Annotated in this window: 19 protein-coding genes; 12 read left to right on the top strand and 7 right to left on the bottom strand. The window is 38.8% G+C overall.

What is annotated here, in order from left to right; all coding sequences use genetic code 11:
* Positions 1–105 precede the first annotated feature (105 nt).
* The 4 genes from BM179_RS19360 to BM179_RS19345 all read right to left on the bottom strand — a co-directional run bounded on the left by BM179_RS19360 (position 106) and on the right by BM179_RS19345 (position 4,591).
* A complete protein-coding gene (locus BM179_RS19360) occupies positions 106–1,221 on the bottom strand; it encodes a hypothetical protein (RefSeq protein ID WP_092018815.1) in 1,116 nt (371 codons plus the stop codon).
* A gap of 150 nt (positions 1,222–1,371) precedes the next feature.
* Positions 1,372–1,872 (bottom strand): Fur family transcriptional regulator, encoded by a 501-nt coding sequence (locus BM179_RS19355; RefSeq protein ID WP_092018814.1) that lies wholly within the window; start codon positions 1,870–1,872, stop codon positions 1,372–1,374.
* 4 nt (positions 1,873–1,876) lie between these two features.
* Positions 1,877–3,298 (bottom strand): di-heme oxidoreductase family protein, encoded by a 1,422-nt coding sequence (locus tag BM179_RS19350; RefSeq protein ID WP_092018813.1) that lies wholly within the window; start codon positions 3,296–3,298, stop codon positions 1,877–1,879.
* 120 nt (positions 3,299–3,418) lie between these two features.
* Positions 3,419–4,591, bottom strand: a complete 1,173-nt coding sequence (locus tag BM179_RS19345; RefSeq protein WP_218159255.1) for an imelysin family protein — start codon at positions 4,589–4,591, stop codon at positions 3,419–3,421.
* A 185-nt stretch (positions 4,592–4,776) separates the two neighbouring features.
* On the opposite strand from BM179_RS19345, the gene BM179_RS19340 reads away from it, so the two are divergent.
* Together BM179_RS19340 and BM179_RS19335 are read left to right on the top strand one after the other, a co-directional pair.
* The gene (locus BM179_RS19340; RefSeq protein ID WP_092018812.1) at positions 4,777–5,133 is read left to right on the top strand and encodes a hypothetical protein; all 357 of its coding nucleotides are present in this window, start codon (positions 4,777–4,779) and stop codon (positions 5,131–5,133) included.
* Positions 5,134–5,366: 233 nt separating this feature from the next.
* Entirely contained in the window at positions 5,367–5,885 is a 519-nt protein-coding gene (locus BM179_RS19335; protein WP_092018811.1) for a ferritin, read from the top strand.
* Between the two features lie 31 nt (positions 5,886–5,916).
* Here the strand turns inward: BM179_RS19335 and BM179_RS19330 are convergent, their stop codons facing one another.
* Positions 5,917–6,648 (bottom strand): lysoplasmalogenase, encoded by a 732-nt coding sequence (locus tag BM179_RS19330; RefSeq protein WP_092018810.1) that lies wholly within the window; start codon positions 6,646–6,648, stop codon positions 5,917–5,919.
* Between the two features lie 517 nt (positions 6,649–7,165).
* Between BM179_RS19330 and BM179_RS19325 the strand changes: the two genes are divergently transcribed.
* The 4 genes from BM179_RS19325 to BM179_RS19315 all read left to right on the top strand — a co-directional run bounded on the left by BM179_RS19325 (position 7,166) and on the right by BM179_RS19315 (position 10,887).
* Entirely contained in the window at positions 7,166–9,010 is a 1,845-nt protein-coding gene (locus BM179_RS19325; RefSeq protein WP_092018809.1) for an alkaline phosphatase, read from the top strand.
* A 183-nt stretch (positions 9,011–9,193) separates the two neighbouring features.
* Positions 9,194–9,457 carry a hypothetical protein gene (locus BM179_RS25095; RefSeq protein WP_143095271.1) on the top strand — a complete coding sequence of 88 codons (264 nt, stop codon included), beginning with the start codon at positions 9,194–9,196 and terminating at the stop codon, positions 9,455–9,457.
* Positions 9,414–10,310 carry a YitT family protein gene (locus tag BM179_RS19320; protein ID WP_092018808.1) on the top strand — a complete coding sequence of 299 codons (897 nt, stop codon included), beginning with the start codon at positions 9,414–9,416 and terminating at the stop codon, positions 10,308–10,310. The genes BM179_RS25095 and BM179_RS19320 overlap by 44 nt, the downstream gene beginning before the upstream one ends.
* Before the next feature lie 70 nt (positions 10,311–10,380).
* Complete coding sequence (locus BM179_RS19315; RefSeq protein ID WP_092018807.1) at positions 10,381–10,887, top strand: hypothetical protein; 507 nt, start codon at positions 10,381–10,383, stop codon at positions 10,885–10,887.
* 60 nt (positions 10,888–10,947) lie between these two features.
* Here the strand turns inward: BM179_RS19315 and BM179_RS19310 are convergent, their stop codons facing one another.
* Positions 10,948–13,410: a ribonucleoside-diphosphate reductase subunit alpha gene (locus BM179_RS19310; RefSeq protein ID WP_092018806.1), complete on the bottom strand. Its 2,463-nt coding sequence runs from the start codon at positions 13,408–13,410 to the stop codon at positions 10,948–10,950.
* Between the two features lie 772 nt (positions 13,411–14,182).
* Between BM179_RS19310 and BM179_RS19305 the strand changes: the two genes are divergently transcribed.
* The 6 genes from BM179_RS19305 (at position 14,183) to BM179_RS19280 (ending at position 19,843) form a co-directional block, all read left to right on the top strand.
* The gene (locus BM179_RS19305; protein WP_092018872.1) at positions 14,183–14,428 is read left to right on the top strand and encodes a type B 50S ribosomal protein L31; all 246 of its coding nucleotides are present in this window, start codon (positions 14,183–14,185) and stop codon (positions 14,426–14,428) included.
* A 232-nt stretch (positions 14,429–14,660) separates the two neighbouring features.
* The gene (locus BM179_RS19300) at positions 14,661–15,836 is read left to right on the top strand and encodes a GlmU family protein (RefSeq protein ID WP_092018805.1); all 1,176 of its coding nucleotides are present in this window, start codon (positions 14,661–14,663) and stop codon (positions 15,834–15,836) included.
* Positions 15,837–15,964: 128 nt separating this feature from the next.
* Positions 15,965–17,086, top strand: a complete 1,122-nt coding sequence (locus BM179_RS19295) for a DNA polymerase III subunit (protein ID WP_092018804.1) — start codon at positions 15,965–15,967, stop codon at positions 17,084–17,086.
* Positions 17,087–17,155: 69 nt separating this feature from the next.
* The gene (gene hemC / locus BM179_RS19290) at positions 17,156–18,082 is read left to right on the top strand and encodes a hydroxymethylbilane synthase (RefSeq protein ID WP_092018803.1); all 927 of its coding nucleotides are present in this window, start codon (positions 17,156–17,158) and stop codon (positions 18,080–18,082) included.
* Between the two features lie 95 nt (positions 18,083–18,177).
* Positions 18,178–18,876, top strand: a complete 699-nt coding sequence (locus tag BM179_RS19285) for a peptidylprolyl isomerase (RefSeq protein WP_092018802.1) — start codon at positions 18,178–18,180, stop codon at positions 18,874–18,876.
* A gap of 58 nt (positions 18,877–18,934) precedes the next feature.
* Positions 18,935–19,843: an SDR family oxidoreductase gene (locus BM179_RS19280; protein WP_092018801.1), complete on the top strand. Its 909-nt coding sequence runs from the start codon at positions 18,935–18,937 to the stop codon at positions 19,841–19,843.
* Positions 19,844–19,884: 41 nt separating this feature from the next.
* Here the strand turns inward: BM179_RS19280 and BM179_RS19275 are convergent, their stop codons facing one another.
* Positions 19,885–23,991, bottom strand: coding sequence for a sialate O-acetylesterase (locus BM179_RS19275; protein ID WP_092018800.1), 4,107 nt, complete (start codon positions 23,989–23,991; stop codon positions 19,885–19,887).
* Positions 23,992–24,023: the final 32 nt, after the last annotated feature.

Here is a 24,023-nt window from a genome sequence, read left to right as displayed (position 1 = left end):
TGTAAAATCCTGGATTGAATTAAAAAACAAATTTAGACAATTAACCTAACGTATAGGCTAACTGTCTAAATCATAGTAAAATTATATTTTCGGAAAATACTAAGATTAACGTCCTTCAGTACTTACCCAGTTCTTTTGGAAATCAAGCATTTCCTGATCAGTAAATCCATAAACAGCCTTGATTTCAGTAAGTGCCTGTTTTAAGCGCTCCTTATCTCCGCTTGTACTGATAAGTTTGAAAAGCTGAGGAGTTCCTCCGGCAGGGACATAAAGAATATCTAAGATTTTATCAATCTGAGCATCAGTAATTGTTTTATTAGAAATGCCTCTCAATCCTCTGAAGAAACCGGTAGCCTCATTGAAGCTGTGCAAAGCACCACCTCTTGCATTGTCATCTAATGTAGCGGCAGACAGAGAAGTATAAACACTGTTCAGATAGAAAATAGCAGTTGCGATATTTCCTTTTTCCCAGGTAAGTGTGATACTTTTAATCGCTGCATCTCTGTCGCTATTGTATTTGTCTCCGGCTTTGATGGCTGCCTGAGCTTTGATAAATGCTTTCTGCATATCTGTATATAAACCACCTGTTCCTTTAGTACGTGCTGCGGTATATTTTGCAGAAAAATCATCAGGAGTAGTTGTTTTTGAAGCAGTAGAGGTATTCGGGAAAGAAGCATCAGCACCCCAAAGACAAATTGCTTTATCAAGACTTGCCTGAGTTGGAGTAGATTTTATCAAGGTTATACTTCTGTCAAACAAAGCCCATGAGAACAATAACTTTTCAACAGATTCTTTGAATTCAACACCATTTTCATCAAATAAACGACCTCCGTAAATACCGCCATTTCCATTTTGTGCAGGTGTATTGTTAGGGTTTGGTGTTTTTGCATCTAAACTCGCTTTTTCATTTTTATCGAAAGCAGTGTATATCTGAGCTTTGAACGTAGCATTAGTGATACTTGCAAGGCTCGGGGAGTCTTTTTCGAACAAAGTTTTCAAATCAGCAGCACTTTGCTTGTTTCCAACATTTCTACCTGCTGCAAGATAAGTAATTACAGCATTAAAGTTTGTTCTGATTACTTTTTCGCTGGTGGTATTAGCTACATAAGTAGTAGCATCATAAGTAGTAGGTATCACTAAGGGAGCTACAGGTTCATCATTTTTAGAACATGACGACAAGGCAAGGAAAGCAACCCCAAGGGCTAGTAAATTCTTTTTCATTCTTTGTTATAATAAAATGCTTATTGAAGGAATTCTTGAAATTTGACTTATCTAAATCTGCTCAGATTTTGATGATGCAAAGTAATCTTCTATTTAGACCAAATCCAAACAATTTTGAAATTATTTATAATTAGTCTAAATATTTGATTCTTAATTAGATTTGCGATTGCTTTCTGAGGATGTTTCCGGGGCATTTTTCCGGTGCTCACAATTTTTTTTAAGGCATGATGCATAAAATGTCAGCGAATGGTGGTGTATATCTGCTTCCATCAATTCTCCGACCATTTTCTGAATATTCATTAATCTGGGATCACAAAACTCTGAAACCCTCTGACAATCCGTACAAACGAGGTGATCGTGCTGTCTCCTTTCGAATGCCTTTTCATATCTTGATGAAATTTTATTCCCAAACTGATGTTTAATCACGAGATCACAATCTACCAGCAGGTCAAGTGTATTATAAACGGTGGCTCTGCTTACTATAAAATTTTTGACCTTCATGGCCAGATATAGCTCTTCTGCCTCAAAATGATCTTCTCTTGAGTAAATTTCTTTTAAGATAGCATAACGCTCTTCTGTCCTGCGCAAGCCTTTTTTTGCCAGGTATTCATTTAGCGTTGCTTTGATTAAAGCAAAAGTATTAGGAGTCATAATTTTATAAAGAGTCTATAAATTTAAGGAGCCCGGCTCTCTCATCTTTGGTGTATTTCATAAAGGCCTGCTTTGATTGTTCGGCTTCTCCCCCATGCCATAGAATGGCCTCCTCCACATTTCTGGCTCTTCCGTCATGCAGCATAAATGTATGTTTACTAACAATCACCTGAAGGCCCAGCCCCCATAAAGGTGAAGTTCTCCACTCTTTACCATTGGCATCAAAATCAGGACGGTTATCAGCTAAACCATCTCCCATATCATGCAGAAGTAAATCGGTATAAGGGCGAATTACCTGCTTTGATACATACTTTGGGGAATCATAATTTCCTGTCTCCATTTTAGGTAAATGGCATCCGGAACAATTAGCCTTTTCAAATAACTGTTTTCCCGCAAGTATTTCTTTGTCTTTCCAGTTTCTGCGGGCAGGCACTGCCAGACTTCTGATATAAAAAACGACATTCTGAAGGATTGTCTCTTCTACTTCCGGATTTCCGCCATTCGGAAGACTTCCATATCTTCTGAATTGTTCTTCTGTAAGATTTTCTTTAGGAAATAGGTTTGACGTTATGCCCAGATCGCCGTTAAATGCAGCGGCGGTTTGCTGTTCAGAACCCGGTTGATTTGCTTTCCAACCTAATTTCCCGATTACTTTTTTCTGATTTTTTACATCCCAGACATAATTCGGTTTTCCTGAAATTCCGTCATTATTGGCATCATCAGGATCCGCATGGGCAAGTATTGTCTGCTCTGTTACTGCATCAAAAAGTCCCATGCCGATCATCGGCGGAGCTGTTCTCGGAGAAATGAGTGTGCCATTCATTGCTCCGTAATTAAGATTTTTGAAGGAATAAACAGGTTTTCTCAAGCTATAGGCTGTTCCATCCGGGTAAGTTCCTTTTATTTCTGAAAAACTTACTTCAACTTCTCCTTCAAATTCAGCCTGATTTATGGCCCTTTGGTTAAATTGTCCTCCGTAATTCGGATCATCTGCAGGCTCTCCGTGAGCACCCTGCCCCGGAACAGACAAACGGAATAAAAGAGCACTTGAGGGCTTGGTCTCTGTATCAAAGGGGTTACTTTTCCCATCCAGTGAATGACAATTTGCACAAGCGGTAGCATTGAACAACGGGCCTAAGCCGTCTCTCGCTGTCGTGGAAGAAGGTGCTGCAACCCAGGCATTTCTGTTAAAAGAATTACCTATAACAAATCTGTCAATCTCATCAGATGTGAGGCTGGGCAATGAGTTTCCGAAAGCATTAAATGTATCATCAAAAATAGTCCCCTCTTTTCCTCCGGAAAACTCTTCGTCGGTTTCTGCGACAGGTTCAACAACGGGATTTACAGGATCAGCATTATTTTTACAGGATAGTACTTCTACCATCACTAATGTCAATAATATTAAAAGAAGACTCTTTTTTTTCATAAAGATCAAATACCCTGTTTAATGTTAGGCACTTGTTTAGACTAAATAATTAAAATAAACCTTAAAATAGCGTAACCGGAGAGGGTCACGCTATTTATATCTTAATAAATCAAAAGACTATTATTTGTTGGTTTCAGGAACAACCAGGCTAATTCCAATGGCTTTTGCAACAACCGGCAACTGATCTGCCTGTGCACGAATGGCCTTAATAGCAGCCTGCACTTTATCCTTAGATTTAATAATAGCCTGGTCAAACGGAGCAGGGATTGCTTTGGAAGCCAGAATTGAAGCTTCAAATAAGGCAATCTGATCCGAATTCGCTTTCACATCTTTTGCTTTTACCAGATCATCCAAACCCGGACCATCAATTACGGTTCCGTCAGATTTTACATACCTGCCTATATATACATTATACACACCCAGATCATCATAAATTATATCATTGGTTGTATTATCTGAAAAACAGGAATGCTCATCTTCCTGATCCTGACTAGCCAGAGCAACAGCCATACGTTCTCCCGAAAGTTCTCCTTTTGAGAGTTTTCCCATTCCGGTAAACATATTCAGAATAGCTTTTGACTCATTTCCTTTTTTAGTAAAATCTGTCCAGTAAGTACCTTTATTGGGAACCCACTGTACAGCAACAGCCGTCAAATCTTCAATCAGTAAATCAGTTACAACCTGTAAATACTGAGCTCTTCTGGCCTGATTTTTTGCCGTTCCGCCTGTACCTGTTACATAATCAGTGTAAGGGCGTTTTCCAGGGCTGTCAGCATAAAAATCCTGACCCCATAATAAAAATTCTATCGCATGGTATCCAACTTTCACATCTGTTTCTCCGCCTTTTCCATTATCATCCTGCAGTACCTGTTTGGAAATTGTCGGAAATTGAACCGGGTCATTAATTAATCCTGCATTCGCATCTCCCTGAACATAGTCGATGGTGCTTTCATCCAATGGCCAGGAATTAATCAAACCTTCATATTCATTCGAATCGTCAATTGGTCCGCCATAAAACCGGTAAGCTTCTGTCTGAAGATAAGCAGGTCTTGAATCAATCCATGCTTTTTTACAAGCTTCAAGTCCGGCCGCAGTGGGGTTTTTCACAAAGGCATCAATCTGAGTCTTCAGATTAGTTACACCTTTGATCGCGTCCTGATATGATTCACTTACAATCAATGCATAATTCTGAACTACTGCTGAATCTGTAATAGGAGTTGGCTCATCTGCTTTTTTATCACAAGCAGTCATTGCAGCACAAATGGCAAGCGCAGAGAATAGTATTTTTTTCATTTCTGATAGAGTCTGTAAATGTTTACGGAAGTACAAGTACAGGTCAAAATTAGACTAAATCTAAATAACACACAACATTTATTTAGACTTATTTCAAATAAAGCTTTGAAATAACATTTTCTGTCTATAACTTTACCCCATCATTAAAAGTCAACTTTAGTAGCTTATTAACAATATTTAAATCAATGTTACATAATAGTCTTTCAGAACTTTATCAAAACTCAAAGGGTACTACCTGGCAATGTGACTTAACACACAGGATATTCCTTAAGTTTGGAGAGACATTAACAGCATTTAAAGTTCAGGATTTCTTTGCCTTTCGCAGAAAAGTAAATCGGGTCAATATCCATGAAATGATTTTTAATCTTTCGGATGATTACGATTATGAGTTGGTTGAAGATCCGCGTCATAATTTTTCTCACAAACTAACCCTTTGTGAAATTGTGCAGCTCAGAGATTTACTGGATGGAACTAAGTTTTCAATTGATATGAATTCTATGTTACATGAAGTTCTCGGTGAGGTTGAACTGGTTATTCAATAAGCTTTTTTCTATTTATATTACACTCTAAATCAATTACTTAATTTAAATCACCTCCCATTTTCCGGCCCTCCGGATATACAATCAGTCAAAATATCCGGATTTTGACAGGCTTTTTATTCCCCGGATTTTAGACTAATTCCAAATTTCTTCACTTTTTCGGAATACCCGAAACAATTTGTACTTTTTCGTAGTAGTATTGCATAAAAGAAATTGCTCATAAACTTTATCACAATATGAAAGATTTAGTACGCCTCCGCACATCTCTTAAAGAAGAGATTGAAATTGTTTTAAATGCTCAGGCAAAAATGGAAGCGGAAGCCTCTCAAAAATACCTGGCAATGGCTTCCTGGTTAGATCGCAGTGGTTATGAAAAAACGGCTGAATATCTGTATAAACAAGCTGAAGAAGAACGTGAACATTTTTTGAAAATATTCAAATATATTACTGAAGTTGGCGGAACAGCCCTCACTCCTACTATCGGTGATGTTCAGCAGGATTTTGTTTCTTTTAAAAATGTTTTCGAACTGGCTCTTCAAAATGAAATCGCTGTAACAAATGCTATTAATAAAATCGTAGCAAAATGCCGCGAAGTTAATGATTACGCAACGGAAGAATTTATGATGTGGTTCGTAAAAGAACAGAGAGAAGAAGAACGCAACGCCCGCCGTGCGCTGGAATTGTTTGAATTGATTGACGAATCTGCTGCTGGTAAATTTACTTTAGATAAGGAAATTGCCAAAATCGGTGAATAATAACATATTTTCTGTAAAACAAAGAGACAGCTCACAAGGCTGTCTCTTTGTTTTTTAGCCACCCTATCACAATCAGGTATTGAGCTGAAATATAAGTAAGCATTACCCAAAAGCTTGCCAGAGGAAAGGCCTGATAAAACTTCTGTATTGCCAGCAGACTATCAGAAATCATAAAAAGGATCGCTCCGGCAGCAACCCATTTGAAACTTGAAGATGATACATGCCCAAATCTGTTGATTGCTGAAAGTACCATAATCAGGATTGCTGAAGAATATACAATAACCGGAATAAACAATTCCCCCAAACGATCAAAAATAAGTCCTATCAGCACAACCTGATATGCCAGGAAAATAAGTGTAATCCATAAATTCCTCCGGATGAAAGTCCTTCTGTTAGGTGGAAGATCTTTACTGAATACAACAGCATACAAAACCTGTGTAACCAGAAAAGCACCTATTCCCATTTGAAAAAACACAGAATTAGTCTCGGTAAATAATAAAAGAAAATCTCCGGCCAGGGCAAAAAAAAGCGCTGCCTGAAAAAGCCTGGTCTGGGTTGTTTTAACCGGTGTCTGATACCAGAAATAAATCGACAAAATAATAAGTATTGAAGGTTTGGTAACCAGTCTGAAAGTCTGCCAGTAATCCGAAGACAAATTAATAAGCAATTCCAGCAACGCAGCAATACCAAAAATCCAGTTGAAGTATACAAAGTACCTCGGTTTCCTTAGAAACAGCCTTAGTGTTCGGATGATATGCTTCATAAGATGTGAATAATTACTTGCCCCCTTTTATTAAAAATTAACCCTTCGTTAACATCGGGGTACATTTACCTGATTACCTTTGAAATTCCGAAAACCTATTTCCTGATTTTGAATTCAGACTTTGTGAAATATTAAGATATTTCCTGCTTCTGGCGACATCTCTTGTTCAATTCCGTATAAAAATAATAGAAAAAATGAATTTCCATGCCAGAAAAGGACTTCATTTTTAACTCATTTAGGTCATAATATGCCCGATCAGGGTATATTATTCAGATAATTGCAGCATTTTCATATCGGAATCATCTTATATAAGCACCAAAACCTGACAACTTTAATTAAATCACCGGATATATTTGCACAACTTTACACCTAAAATCCAGATGTCTCTGCACTTAATACATCCGGATATTTTTAAGAATAATATAGTTATAAATACAGTACAAAAATTCCAATTTATCTAAAAATAGCCTTCGGAAAGGAAAACCTTTTCGGTTTAGGCTGATTGCAGCAAAATTTTATGAAAAAACTATTTTTCCTCCTCTCCTGTCTCTGCTCAGGATTTATTGCCTTTGCGCAACCCGCATCTTACTCAATGAAAAATGCACATGCGCACAATGATTACCTTCATGCTTTGCCCTTCTATGAGGCATATGCATTAGGTTACGGAATGATTGAAGCCGATGTTTTCCTTCAGGGAAACGACTTAGTGGTAGCCCATGAAAAATATTCCATCAAACCGGAAAGAACTCTTTCAAGGTTATACATCGAACCACTCATTAATCAGATCAACCTGAATGAAGGCAAGCCTTATAAAAACGGGCAGCGTTTACAATTACTGATAGATATTAAAGAAGATGGCCTGAATGCCTTAAAAAAACTGGAAGAGATTCTGAAACCTTACCGGAAATATTTCGACCTGCAAAACAACCCTGATGCCGTACAAATTATCATTAGCGGGGACATGCCTAAATATTCCGAGTTTAACCAGTTTGATTCCATATTCTTTTTTGACGGAAGGCCGGGACAAAACTATTCTCCGGAGAGTTTCAGGAGGGTAGCATTAATCAGTACAAGTATCTCAACTTTTACCAGATGGAATGGGAAAGGTCTGATAACAGCTCCTCAATACAGTAAAATCAAAGCTTTTGTTGACTCTGTTCATACAATCGGGAAAGAGATCCGCTTTTGGGGTGTCCCTAATTCAAGAACTGCTTATATGGCAATGATTAAATTCGGCGTTGATTATATAGGAACTGATCAGTTATCAGACCTTGCTTCACTTTTCAAAACGCTGGAAAATTATACCGGAAAACCTATTCAGCAACATATTCCATATCTTCCTGATTATCACACGGATGGCATTGCAAAGAAATCAAAAAATGTCATTTTTCTGATTGGGGATGGTATGGGACTGGCGCAAATCTACAGTGGTATTACTGCAAATGGCGGAAAACTCAACTGGACGAGCTTCAAAAATATAGGCTTTTCTAAAACTAATTCAGCCGATAGCTTTTGTACAGACTCTGCCGCCGGAGCTACAGCCTTCTCTACCGGTGAGAAAACCAACAACCGGTATATCGGTATGAATACCAGACAGGAAGCTATAGAGAATATTTCTGAGATTTTAGGCAAAAAGCAAATCAAAACCGGACTGGTAGTATCCGAAGAAATTACAGGAGCAACGCCTGCCTGTTTTTACGCTCATGAACCCGAAAGAGACTGGTATCAGCTGATTGCAGATGATCTTCCTAAAAGCCCGGTAAGTCTTACCATTGGTGCAGGGAAAGAAGCTTTTAAACCCGAAACATTAGCCCAATTAGCTAAAAAAGGGAGCGTTCTTAACAGTCTGGATGAACTGAAAAAAGCCAATCCTCTGGCAAATAATTATGTATTTGTACCCAAAGAAGAGGTCAGACCAAAACATGAAGGCAGAGGTTCTTATCTTTCAGATGCCTTCGATGCTGCCATAAATCAACTCGGAAAATCTCCAAACGGCTTTTTCCTGATGCTTGAAGGTTCGAAAATCGATTGGGGCGGGCATGCCAATAACCTTAATTATGTAGTAAATGAAATGCTGGACTTTGACAGAGTTATTGGAAAAGCATTGGAATTTGCTGATAAAAACGGCGAAACCACAGTTATTGTTACTGCCGACCATGAAACAGGGGGTTTATCTTTACTGGAAGGTGATTTTAAAACCGGAAAAGTTGAAGGTAATTTCAGTACAAATGACCATTCAGGCATTCCTGTTCCGGTAATTGCTTATGGGCCAAATGCTGATATTTTCAGAGGTTTTTATGAAAATAATACCATCTTTGAAAAACTGCTGAAATGCTTCAGAATCAGTCAGACCCGAAAATAGATCCGAAATTTTATTCCCCGGCCGGATGTCTTTAACGGATATCCGGCCGTTTTGTTTTTGGTGATTTTCCTGTAAAATACCTCATTTTTAACCACAACTCTCTCTCCTCTTTTAAAGATAAAGCTTGTTTTTCAGTCAAAAAAAATCTAATATTAACAAACAAGCCCTGTTCATTTACCTGATATGAGATCTGCCATCTTTTTACTTTTTATCTCTTCATTTATTTTAAGTTGTGACCAGCTTAGTCATAATAACAATGAAGCTATCGATAAAAAACGTAAACTTCCTCCTGATTATACTATTGTGCAGATAGAAGGCTGCGAGTACTTCAGAATAGAAAACACACATGGATATGCGAATTTAACACACAAAGGAAACTGTAAAAACCCAATCCATTGCTATAATGATACCACAAAAGCTAAACTCATCCACCAGTCAAAAAACTAAGCTTTTTCAAATTATTAAAGAATTTGCCCTGACAGCCCTCGGTGTTCTGTCAGCCAGTTTCGGATTAGAAGGTTTCCTTTTACCCAATGATTTCCTTGATGGTGGCGTAACGGGTATTTCACTTTTAATCAGTTTACTTACCGGAATAGAATTGCCTATTCTTATTGTAATCGTTAACCTGCCTTTTATCTGGCTTGCATTTACACAGGTTTCCAAAACATTCGCCCTCAAAACCCTGCTGGCCATTGGAATGCTTGCGATCTGTCTGACATTCGTTCATTTTCCTATTGTCACTTCCGACAAGCTGTTAATTGCAGTATTTGGTGGCTTTTTTCTGGGTGCAGGCATTGGATTATCCATCAGGGGAGGCTGCGTGCTTGATGGCACGGAGGTTCTGGCATTGTTTATCAGCCGTAAAACAGTTCTCACTGTAGGTGATGTGATCATTCTGATCAATATTATCATTTTTATGGCAGCGGCGGTTTTTATCAATGTCGAAACCGCGCTTTATGCTATGTTAACATACCTGGGAGCGTCCAAAACCATTGATTTCATTATTCACGGTCTCGAGGAATTTACAGGCGTTACCATTATTTCAGAAAAAAGTGAGGATATCCGGAAAATGATTATTGAAAAACTCGGCCGTGGTGTAACCATCTTTAATGGAAAAAGAGGTTTGAGAAAAAATGATATTCACGACGATCATCTTGATATCATTTATACAGTTGTTACGCGGCTCGAACTTCAAAAACTGACAGACGAAGTGGAAATCATTGATAGTTCTGCCTTTATTATCCAACAAAGTATCAACGATGTTAAAGGTGGAATGATTAAGAAATTACCTTTGCATTAATGTAGTTTGGAAATTCTGCCGTCAGGAAGTTAAACCGATTCAGCATTCATCTTTTACCATTAATCCTCAAATGACCTTAAGAGATTTATTTCATACAATTACCGTCAGTCCTGCCTATGCACTATGGTTTTTAATATCTGTTCCGTTATTGTGTTTTCTGGTAAGCATCTGGCAGGACAAAACTGTTCCTCCACAGCAATCTTCTTCCCGGTATTTTTATGCGGTTATTGTTTATTTAGTCTGTATTCCGGGAATCTTTGCCTTCATGCTGAACTTATATCTTTTCCTTTTTGAAAGACAAAGTATCTGGGAACTGAATCTGATTATTCAGTTTTTACCAATCCTTACAATGGTTTTAACCCTGATGTATATAAAAAGGCAAATGCCGTTTGAATTCATTCCCGGATTTGGTAAGATTTCCGGTTTTATGACACTTATTACTGCCATTATGGGAATTCTATGGTTTGTAGATCGTCTTCATATTTATGCCATCACTTATGTTCCTTTCCATTTTATTGCAATCGGTTTTGTCATTCTTTTATTAGTAATCCGGTTTGCCTGGAACAAATTGTTCTGAAACAGAAAAGCCTTCCCGAAAGAGAAGGCTTTTCTGTTTATAAAATTATCGTTCTGTTACTTAAGATCCGCAGGCTTCGCATCCTTCCGGATCATCTAATGAACAGCTCATATCTGACCAATTTTGCTCCACAACATTAGAATTAGCAAAACTTGCAGCAGCCTGCTGCATATTATTTGCAGCAACACTGTAGTTCATTTCATGTTCTTTCACCACATTGGTTTGCTCAATTGCTACTTCAGCTTGTTTTTCAACAGTAAACTTGATCGCATCTGCGGCAGCTTTCGTACGCAAATAATACATACCTGTTTTCAAGCCACGTTTCCATGCATGGAAGTGCATTGAGGTTAACTTACCAAAGTTTGGATCCTGAAGGTGGATGTTTAATGACTGAGACTGACAAATATAAGCACCGCGGTCAGCAGCCATATCAATGATAGTCTTTTGTTTGATTTCCCAAACAGTCTTGTACAATTCCTTCAGATTCTGTGGGATTTCAGGAATATCCTGTACCGAACCATTGGCAGCAATCAGCTTATTTTTAGTTGATTCATTCCATAAGTTCAATTTAACAAGATCACGAAGAAGATGTTTATTTACCACTGCAAATTCTCCGGACAATACGCGGCGAGCGTAAATGTTTGAAGTATATGGTTCAAAACACTCGTTATTCCCTAAAATCTGTGAAGTAGATGCAGTAGGCATTGGCGCAACAAGCAATGAGTTTCTTACACCATGCTCCATTACTTTACTGCGAAGTGCTTCCCAGTTCCAGCGATTTGAATCCGGCTTAACACCCCACATATCAAACTGGAAGATACCTTCTGAAATCGGTGAACCTTTCCAGGTTTGATACGGACCCTGTACTATTGCTAATTCCATAGAAGCTTCCATAGAAGCATAGTAAATAGTCTCAAAAATTTCCTTGTTCAATTGTTGAGCTTCTGCTGACTCGAAAGGCATTCTCAACAAAATAAACACATCCGCCAGACCCTGTACCCCTAAACCAATAGGACGGTGGCGCATATTTGAATTTCTTGCTTCTTCAACAGGATAATAGTTAACATCTATAATCTTGTTAAGGTTTTTGGTGGCAACCTTTGTTACTTCATACAATTTAGCATGATCGAATTCAAGATATCCACGCTCATTGGTCCTGATATATTTTGGTAAAGCCAATGAAGCAAGGTTACAAACAGCTACCTCATCTTTAGAGGTATATTCCATAATTTCAGTACAAAGGTTCGAAGATTTGATCGTACCTAAGTTTTTCTGATTGGATTTACGGTTTGCATGGTCTTTGAACAACATGTAAGGTGTACCTGTCTCTGTCTGTGATTCTAAAATTTCAAACCACAAATCCTGAGCTTTGATTGTCTTACGTGCTTTTCCTGCCAGTTCGTAACTTTCATACAACTTCTCAAAATCATCTCCGTAAGCATCTGCCAGACCAGGGCATTCGTGAGGGCAGAACAATGACCAGGTGTCATTGGCTTCTACACGTTTCATAAACAAATCCGACACCCAAAGGGCATAGAATAAATCACGGGCACGCATTTCTTCCTTGCCATGATTTTTTCTTAACTGAAGGAAGTCAAAAATATCAGCATGCCATGGTTCAAGATAGATTGCGAAAGAACCTTTACGCTTTCCTCCACCCTGATCCACATAACGTGCCGTATCATTGAATACCCGCAGCATCGGAACAATACCGTTGGAAGTACCATTTGTACCCTTGATATAAGAACCTGTTGCACGGACATTATGAATACTCAAACCTATTCCTCCCGCTGACTGTGATATTTTGGCAGTTTGTTTCAGTGTATCGTAAATACCTTCAATTGAATCATCCTGCATTGTTAACAGGAAGCAAGATGACATCTGAGGTTTCGGAGTTCCTGCGTTAAATAAGGTTGGTGTAGCATGAGTAAACCAACGCTCTGAAAGAAGATTGTAAGTTTCAATAGCCGACTCAATGTCATTGCCATGAATACCTACAGCTACGCGCATCAGCATGTGCTGAGGGCGTTCAGCGATCTTACCGTCTAATTTTAAAAGATAAGATTTTTCAAGGGTTTTAAACCCGAAATAATCATAACCGAAATCACGATCATAAATGATTGCGGCATCAAGTTCTGCTGCATGCTTCTTGATTATGTCATAAACTTCTTTAGACAATAATGCAGCATTTTCGTTTGTTTTAGGATCTACATAGTTGAACAGTCTCTTCATTGTTGCAGAGAAAGACTTTAAAGTATTCTTATGTAGATTGGAAATAGCAATTCTGGCCGCCAGTATAGCGTAGTCAGGATGCTTGGTGGTCATTGAAGCAGCAGTTTCTGCAGCTAAATTGTCGAGCTCGGTAGTTTTAACACCATCATACAATCCTGTAATAACCTTTTTAGCCACTTCTAATGGCTGCACAAAAAATGGGTCAAGACTGTAAGAGAGTTTTTCGATTCTGGCAGTAATCTTGTCGAACTTTACAGACTCACGCCTTCCGTCTCTTTTAATAACGTACATATGAGAAGTTGGGGTTTGAAGGTTAAGAAAAAATACGTGGTTTTTTCATAAATTTATTCGTGAGTGTTAATTCCGAATCCTTTTGGTTTATACATAAAAATTTAGACTGCTGAAAATTTGCTGGTTTTAAGGCATCAAAGTTTCAACAATACACACTGTTTTATTCAAAAATTTCAGATTGAAATTAACGTTGTGGTTAATACAAATTAAATTAAAAACTGAATGCGCAATATAGATAATTGTCAGACACTTTTGACATGTAAAGAATGCTTTTTTACCATATCTCAATAAATAAAGAAGGCTTTCTTTTACACCTCAAATTTTTCAAATAAACAAGTAAATTCTGGAAAAAATTTTACTTTGTTATTTACTGAATTGCCTGATAAAGTTACTGTTTTTTGAACCTTGATGCAAGCGAAAAAGTTTCAGGAAAATCTGGAAAAATTCACCCTACATTTGAAATACACAACATAACATTCATAAAATCAAGCAACTACAGCATATATCACTTAGAATAATGCTAATTAAAAAAGTTAAAAAAAATTTACAGAGATTTAACATAGATTATTGGCATATCCCTCTTAATAAAAGCCTTAAAGTTTTTTTTGAAAGAGCCAATAAAATTTGTAATTTTGCAATCCCTTTCAGGGAAATGTGCCGTTAAACGCTATTCACAGTTTTTCAGAGGTTTGCGTTCTCCTCCCAAATAACGAACACATTGTTTTTTTTAACTCGAGACGGCGGGGAATCGTCTCATTCAGAAAATATTGTAATGAAAAAAGACATTCATCCAGAGTACAAAGATGTGGTTTTCCACGATTTGTCAGCAGATTACAAATTCTTAACGCGTTCTTGCGTAAAAACAACTGAAACTACTGAATTTGAAGGAGCAACTTATCCTGTCTTCAAAATCGAGGTTTCATCTCAGTCACACCCTTTCTATACAGGTAAAAACGTATTACTTGATACTGCAGGACGTGTTGATAAATTCTACAAACGTTTCGGTGCAAAGAAATAATTTTCTGAACACTTTTGTCAGTCAGGTTTTAACAATGTTCCGATACCGGCCAGTTTTGAGTTAATCCCTGGAAAACTTACAAAACCGTTTTGTAAAGAATTTGAAAAATTTCTTCCTAAAAGCCTTTCGGAGTTAACCGAAAGGCTTTTTTGTTGTATTTTTACGGTAATATTTTACCTGCGGATATACTCCGGAATTTCTCAGAACTAAATCTTACTAAAAGAATATCACATTGAATAACTATATACTCTTTGACGAACCGCAAGCCAGAATCGCTCTTTTGCCCCTGACCTTTACACGTCCTGTAAGCGAAATACGTATTGGCATTCAGACTATTACAGAAAAATGGGAGGATTTTCTACAGACAAAAATCTCTTTCGCTACAGAAGACTATCTACAACAGAAATATCCTATAACTCTTTCAACAGATAATATTTTTATCAATGGTGCTATCTGCCCGACCCTGAATTTAGTAAAGGAGATTATCAACCTCCCTCCCGGCAGTTCTCTTTATTATCAGAATGATCTTTTGGCTTTCCGGGCTGCTGCCTATACACCGGAAGCTGATTTTGAAACAGTCATTCAGTTCGATGATGTCCCATTCCTTGTAAAAGAAGTAACTGACATTTTTCTGCACAATGGTTCGCAGATCAAGGAAGATTTTGCAAGAATTACTGCTAATCGTACATCTCAGCCTATTACAGATCGTTTTACTGCTTTTTACAATGAACCTCAAATTTTCGTTGAAGAGGGTGCTGATATAAAAAATGCTTCCCTCAATGCTGAAAACGGGCCAATTTATATCGGGAAAGGAGCCAAAATCATGGAAGGGGCTAAAATACAGGGACCATTTGCTATTTGCGAAAATTCAGTAGTAAATCTTGGTGGCAAAATGAGACCTAACACAACCATCGGGCCTTTCTGTAAAGTTGGCGGAGAAGTCAGTAATTCGGTCATTTTCGGAAATTCGAACAAGGGCCATGAGGGGTTTATGGGAAACAGTGTCATTGGAGAATGGTGTAATTGGGGAGCGGACACAAACAATTCAAATCTTAAGAATGATTATTCTAAAGTTGAACTTTGGAATTATGCTACCAACCGCTACGAAAAGACTGAATTACAATTTACCGGACTTATCATGGGAGATCATTCAAAATGCGGCATTAATACCATGTTTAATACAGGAACAATCGTCGGAGTAAATTGTAATATCATCGGAGCCGGATTTCAGCCGAAACATATTCCTTCTTTCTCCTGGGGTGGACCGGAGGAATTCAGGTCATATCATCCAAGAAAAGCTTTTCAGGTAGCAAGGGCTGTATTCGAACGAAGAGGTCAGGTTTTCGATGCTGTCGAAGAGGCAATTTTACTGAAAATTTTTGAAATGGCACAGCCTAAAAACTCATAATGCAAAGCAGCTAAGTGCATTTAAATTATAATTTCAGACAAAAAACCAGCTTTTTAAGGTATTCCCATTAAATCCACGCAAGCCTGCGTGGATTTTTGTTTAATTTTACCAAAAAATCCGAATCAGGAATGCTTTTCAAAGATATACAGGGACTTGATTCCATCAAAAATACACTCATCCAATCCGTTAAGAACAACCATGTTGCCCATGCGCAGTTATTTCATGGGAATGTGGGCAGTGCTAACCTGGCTTTGGCATGGGCCTACGCCACATATATCAATTGTGAAGATAAACAGGAGAATGATTCATGTGGAAAATGTGCCTCCTGTTCGAAAATGGGCAAACTGATTCATCCGGATTTTCATCATATCTTTCCGACAGCCACTACCAAAAAAGTTAAAGAAGCTGATTCTGAGTCTTATATGCCTTTGTGGCGTGATTTTCTGAAACAAAGTCCTTATAAAACCTTAGCTGACTGGCTGGAGTTTATTGGTGTTGAAGGTAACAAACAGGGAAATATTTCTGCGGAAGAAGCCCGGAAAGTGATTCAGAAAGTTTCACTAATGGCTTATGAAGCTGAATACAAAATCCTGATTATCTGGCAACCGGAACAATTAAATCAGAGTTCGGCCAATGCTTTACTGAAAATACTGGAAGAGCCACCATCCAAAACATTGTTTTTACTCGTATGTAATAATGCGAATAAGCTTCTTGCCACCATTTTGTCGAGAACTCAGCGAATTGCTATTCCTTCGTTTTCTGACGATGATATCGTACAATATCTGGTCGCTAAACTGGCGGTGGACGACAGAAGAGCCAAACAAATTGCGTACCTTTCGGAAGGTAACCTTTCCAAAGCCGTAGAGCTTTCAACGGCTCAGGAAAATGATCAGCATAGCTGGTTTGCCAATTGGATGAGAATGGCCTATAAACCGGATATCAGTTCTCTGGTAAAACTGGCAGATACTTTTGACACTTTTCCGAAAGAACAGCAAAAAGGATTAATTGAATACAGTCTGAGTGTTTTCAGAGATTTACTTTTATGGCAAAATGGAGCAAACAGCCTTGTCAGACTGGAAGGAGATGAACTCACCTTTGTTCAGAATTTTTCCAAAGCGGTAAAACAGGAAGCGATTGAAGCGGTTGTACAGGAATTAAATGATGCTCATTATCATTTGGAACGTAATGCCCGGGCTAAAATATTGCACCTTGATTTATCCCTTACCATTGCCCGATTATTTAAGAAATAACAGATAATTTTATCTGAACCATATATTTTGTAAGAGATTCAGGTATTTTAAGCCTGATATATTAATTAGATGAATACTATCAAATTAGGAACCCGCGGGTCAAAATTAGCCCTTTGGCAAGCATACTATATTAAAGATACCCTTGAAAAAGGCGGTTTATCTGTTGAAATTGTTATTATTGAAACAAAAGGAGATCTGATTCTTGACCGCTCCCTTTCGAAAATCGGCTCCAAGGGCGTATTTACTGAAGAGCTGGAGGAAAAGCTTCGTTCAGGTGAAATTGATATTGCGCAGCACTCTGCCAAGGATTTACAATCAGACCTGGCTGATGATCTGGAGCTTATTGCCTTTACAGAAAGAGAAAAAGTAAATGATGTTCTGGTAAGTCTGGATAAAAGCCTGTCTCTCGAAAGTGGTCAGCCTTTTGTAGTAGGAACTTCTTCTACCAGAAGAATTGCGATGTTAAAACATTTCTATCCGCATATTCAAACCGTAGATATGCGTGGAAACCTCCAGACCCGTATGCGCAAACTTGAGGAAGGCGTATGCGATGCCCTTTTACTAGCATATGCAGGTGTACACAGAATGGGATACCTGGAACATGTTACTGAACTGATTACTACTCAGAAGTTTATTCCGGCAGTTGGACAAGGTTCGGTTGCCATAGAATGTGCTGCTTCTCTGGATCCGGTTAAAAAGGCCAGAATACGTGAACTTTGTAACCATCAGGAAACAGAGCAACAATTATTAACAGAAAGAGCATACCTGCGTAAACTTCAGGGAGGATGCAGTATTCCGGTATTCGGATTGGCTGTACAGGAAAATAATCAATTATCAATCACTGGTGGTATTGTCAGTCTGGATGGCAGTAAAATTCTGAAAGAAACGCTTACAGGAGAAAATCCGGAAGCATTGGGACTTGAACTTGCCGGAAAAATTTTAAGTCTTGGCGGAGATAAAATTCTGGCAGAGATAAAATCTCAGTTAAATAATTAACGAAAAACACAACAATTAAAAATTTGAGATCTACCTCTGTTGTGGATTTCTGTATATAATGTTGTTTCCTTATTTTCATTCTTAAATTGAATTAAATGCGGAGATTTTTCACCTTACTGATCATTTTTTTCTGCATAAACACGCTGGATGCACAATCCGGAAAGAAGGATTATCTGCTGACCATAAAAACCAGATTTGGAGAAATGCATTCTGTTTTGAGTGATTTAACGCCAAAACACAAAGCTAATTTCATTAAACTGGTTGAAGATAAATTCTATAATGGATTACTTTTCCATAGAATTATCGAAGGTTTTATGATTCAGGCAGGAGACCCTGCTTCGAAATATGCCAAAAAAGGGGAGTTTTTAGGAAATGGTGATGCAGATTACAGAATTCCGGCAGAAATAAATCAGACACTCTTTCATAAAAGAGGTGTTATCGCAGCAGCAAGAGAGCAAAATCCTGAAAAAGAATCGTCCGGATATCATTTTTATATCGTCCAGGGAACTGTATGGGATGATAAGACTCTGGCAGAACAGATGGCGAGAACACCGCTCAGAAAGTTCAGCGACTCCCAGATTCAGACTTATAAGACTTTGGGAGGTTCCCCACATTTGGATGGTAATTATACGGTTTTCGGACAGGTAATTGATAACCTTTGGGTTGTTGATTCGGTTGCCAGACAAAAGAGAGACCTTAACAACCGTCCTCTTGAAGACATTGCGATGAAAATTTCATGTAAAAAAGTAAAGAAGAAAAAAATAACCCGGCTTTACGGGTATCAGTTTGATTAGTATCATTTCATAACATACTCTAAATTAACACTCCATTCGTTTACAGGAGAGCACAAAAATGAAAAAACGAATTCTCATTACCGGTTCAAATGGATTATTAGGTCAGAAACTGGTTGATTTATTATCTTCCAAAACTGATATTGAATTAATAGCCACAGCCAGGGGAGCCAATCGTCTGCCTTTTCAGGAAGGTTATTTGTACCGTGAAATGGACATCACCAATGCGGAACAAGTTGCTTCTGTGATTGATGAAATTGTCCCTCATGTTATTATACATACCGCTGCAATGACTAATGTGGATCAATGCGAATCCGAAAAAGAGTTATGTTGGGCAATGAATGTCAGTGCGGTGGAATATCTGGCAAAAGCTGCAGAAAAACATAACATTTTTCTATGTCATGTTTCAACAGACTTCATTTTTGATGGCGAAAATGGCCCGTATGATGAAACAGCTGAAGCAAAACCACTTTCTTATTATGGAGACAGTAAATTAGCAGCAGAAGAAATACTTTTGAAATCATCTATCCGCTGGGCTATTGCCAGAACAGTTCTGGTTTACGGAATTGTATCAGATATGAGCAGAACCAACATCATCCTCTGGGTTAAAAAATCACTGGAAGATGGAAAAAATATCAAAGTAGTAACCGATCAGTTCAGAACGCCCACTTTAGCAGAGGATCTGGCGATGGGCTGCTGGCTAATTGCTGACAAAGAAGCAGAAGGTATCTATAATATTTCAGGAAAAGATTTTCTTACGCCTTATGAAATGGCAATAATGACTGCTGATTTCTTTAAACTGGATAAATCGCTGATTACCCGGGCAGATTCAAGTACTTTCAGTCAGCCTGCAAAAAGACCTCCGAGAACCGGGTTTATTCTCGACAAAGCACGTGAAGTGTTAGGATATGACCCTGTAAGTTTTGAAGAAGGAATAGCTATTGTTGCCAAACAGGTCTCAGGACAATAAAATCAAATAAAAAGGAGCACTTAAAATGCTCCTTTTTACTTTTATCTGAGTAATAAAACTCTTTTTGTTTTTTCGAAAGCTCCGTTTCTGACTTTCAGAATAAACTCAGACAAACCTTCATATCTCAAATCTATAATCTTCCTTTCATTAAAATTATCCACTTTGTACTGATTTACAATCTGACCTCTCATGTTGTAAATTATTACGTCTGAATCAAGCAGGTCCTTACTGGTTTCAATCGTAATAAAGCCATTGGTACTCGGATTCGGATATACACTGAGTCCATCTAATTCCGGGTCTGCCTTGAATATTTTTTTCTCCGAAAACTTAGAATAACATGACAGCTGGTTATTAGGCTGTGGTACATTGGTATAAGCAATTCTTGCTCTTACTTCATACGTACCATCCTTGTTCGACTTAATATTCTGGGTTGTAAACGGAAGTAGTTGTCCCTGATATTTCCATTCATAATCATTTGCTGATGGGGATTGCTCCGCATCCAGTGTATAAGAACCTATCTGACGAATAACCGGCACAAAAGGAAGGTCTTTTACTGATATATCTATCGGCTGAGAAAACAGTGAGCGACAGCCATTTGAGTCTGTAACTTTGACATAGTATTTCCCGGATTTTTTGGCATAAAAATTATAGTTCTGCACATTAAGCGAATCTGTTTGTCCATTTTTGACCAATGGTCCCCACCAATCCGAAATCAGTTTACTCGATGAAGTCAGTTTTACACTGTCTCCGTCACAAAAAGTTGTAAAATCAGCAGCTGTGATGGACGAAGCAGGCGGCAATGGATTTACCCTGGTTACCACTGCTTCTGAAGCATGTGAAATACAGTTGAATTTGTTAACAGTTCTTACAAAAACAGAGGTTGCTGTACTGATAGTAATACTTGCACTTGTAGCATTGTTACTCCATTTATATCCTGCTTCAGGGCTTGATGTCAGTACCACATATTTGTCTGCACAAAAAGGATTAGGTCCTCTGAGTGTAATTGTGGGTATTTCAGGTAAAGGATTAACTGTGATTTTTACACTATCTGCTACTTTATCGGAAGAACAGTTAAAAGCATCAACCGTCTGAACAGAGTATGTTCCTCCGCCTTTCAGGATAATTGTTCTGGCTGAGCTGGATAATACATCCCTGTCACGAAACCAGCGGTAAGAATTAGTTGCTTCGTTTGGCGTAGTATTAGGTAAACTTGCCATCAGCATGGTGCTGTCTTCCTGACAAAATATAGTGGGTCTCAGATTCGTAATTACAGGTTTCTGAGGAAGCGGGTATACTTTCACATTCATTCCGGCAGAATATTCAGAAAAACATCCTCTGCCGTCAATTACTTTCACACTAAAAATCCCTGATTTCGTTACAGGAATACTTGGTAAATCAGAAATTTCTGTCTGACTGGTTTCTTCTCTCCACACATATTGCGTAACGGCAGCAGAAGTGACAGACTTCAGTGTTACCTTATTGCCATCACAAAAATTAACCGGGCCATCTGCCAATACCTGAGGCTGGTCAGGAGCCGGTAAAACGATAACCTGAATCTTATTGGAAGCCAGAGACGCACAGTTTTTATTATCTGTTACCTTCACTGAATAAATCCCAGCTTTATTAACAAAAACACTTTGATTTGCCGGAATATCAGTTGTAGCTAAAGAAGCCTCTCTGATCCAGATATACCCGACAGGAGCGTTGGTAGAAATCAGTTTAACATTTTTATCGGGACAAAAAGTAGTTGCTCCTTCAGCAGTGATAGTCGGGGTAGCAGGCAGTTCATTTACAGTCACCTGAACAGGGTCTGAAGCCTGAGCTGATTTACATCCGTTTCCATCTATCACTTTTACCGAAAAACTGCCTGAATTATCAACATATATCTCCCTTCCTGATTGTCCGTTGCTCCACTCATAATTACTTGAATTGGTAGATTGCAGTCCGACATTCCCTCCGCGGCAAAATTCAGTAGCTCCCAAAGGGGTAATACTGGGTTTAGGGGGTAAAGGATTGATATTTACCCTGACAATATTCGAAAATTCAGAAGAACAATTATTCCCATCTGTGAATTTCACACTATACTCTCCCGGGGAATTGACGAAAATATTCTGATCTCTGCTTCCTGTATTCCACAAATTCCCGTTTCCTCCGTAATTTGAACTCAAAGTGGTACTCTGTCCTTCACAAAGATTTACAACGGGCTGGGCTAAAATATTGGGTCTGTCAGGATTTTTAAAAACTGTAATCGTGAGGGTATTTGACATTTCAGAAATACATCCGTTGTTATCCCTGGCTCTTACCTGAAAATTGTAAATTCCAGGGCTTGCCGGCGTATTTATGCTGTTTGCAATCGGCTGGCCACCCTCATAATTCCAGAGATTAGTACCACCATTATATGAAGAAGATAAACTAATGCTCCCCCCTTCGCAATATGCGGTAACACCATTTGCGCTGATTAATGGTTTGGAAGGGGCAGGAGTACCTATTGCGGTAAGGTTGAATCCCGGAGATTCATTTACGCAACCAAAAGCACTTTGGGTTATTACGGTATAACGTCCGGAAACATTTGCAGAAATAAAATTATTACTTTGTCCGATATCCTGACCATTTAATCTCCAGCGATAATTAGGAGCATCAGAAGCAGTTAAAACAGCACTTGCTCCTCCGCAAACTATATCCCCTACATTGGAGCTGATAGAAAGCCCTCCGGCGGCACTCAGGTTGCCCGGAACCTCGATATTATTTAATTCATAGATATTTCCACTGCCATCTACGGCTCTGACAGAATAATAACCTCCTCCAACATTGATGCTGGCTCCTCCTGAGCCATTACTCCATGAATAAGAACCACCTGCCACTGAGGCGCTGAGTGTAACACGATTTGCACCGCAATCCGCAAAAGAAGAAAGAGATAATGAGGACCCTGTCTGAGGCTGGGAGCTACTGAAGAAAGAATTATCAAGCGAGTTATTCCAGGCATTGGCCAAATCTATCAAACCCTGTCCTGAAAGGTGAATACACTCTGCATCGGCCCTTGGCACCTGAATACCATCAGTTTCAGGCCCTGCAAAAATCTGATTCCCGATATTAATCGTTTCATTTTGCCCCGCAATTACTGCAGGGGAAACAATTTCATAGCCTGAACAACCTCCGACACGGGTTCTGGATACCCTGGCAACAGCCCAGGTTATGTTTTTCCCGAAATCCGAACGACTTTGATTAATTACAGCCTGTAATCTGTTACGGTAGGTATCTTTATCCATCGACCCTTCCGGTGCTCCGGGGTTTATTCTTCCCGGATTGGTATCCGCTTCTCCCTGCATCCATAACACAGACCGTAAGCCCAGATAAGAACAATAGTATCGTAAAGATTGTCGTAAATTTCCATAAGGCGTCCCGGGGGCATAATTAACGGGAGCAAAATCACTTGCTGTAGTTCCGCCGTTAATACTTTCCTGCCAGTTACGAATGGACGTTCCTGACCAGGCGACATTAATAAACATGATCGGAACATTCAGGCGGTTTGACAATAAATCCCCCAACCTTCCCCAACACCATGAGCCTGTTCCTCTGGGGGCAATATCTGAAAAGGCATCTAAATGAGTATAATTTGGAGAAGGATAATTCATATCCTGCCCGCTGTTTCCGAAATTTGAAAAATTAATGCAGTTTACACGGTCATCTGAAGCACCAACCTGTCCTACCTGTTTTAATTGATTGGGATCACTCCCGCTTCCTGCATTCGACTGCCCTGCAATTAAAAACACCTCCCCGACCCCGACTTTATCAACCTGTGAGGTACCTATTACATTTCCGTTATAAACACCACGAACTGAAAGTCTGTACCATCCTCCGCTTACCGTTACCGAGCCTGAAAAAACTCCCCCCTGAGGATTATTGGCAATAGTCTGCCAACCCGTATCAGAACCTCCCTGAACAGGTTCGAAACGTGCCTGAACAACATCTACCAGCTGATTGACATTCCCGGTAACATTTATGGAAGTCTGGTTACCATTGTTTCTTTGAAATACCACTCTGTCAGATGGTGCAATAATTCGAATTTGTGCAGAAGCAACCTGAGCCAGCAATAAAAGCAGCACCAATGTACTGTTCCTGACTACACGTTGCAAAAAGAACTTTTTCATAATTTCAATTAAAAATGTATCATAGATTTATT

The sequence above is a fragment of the Pseudarcicella hirudinis genome (genome assembly GCF_900115665.1).
Classification (GTDB): domain Bacteria; phylum Bacteroidota; class Bacteroidia; order Cytophagales; family Spirosomataceae; genus Pseudarcicella; species Pseudarcicella hirudinis.
This window is presented reverse-complemented; position numbering and strand designations above follow the sequence as displayed.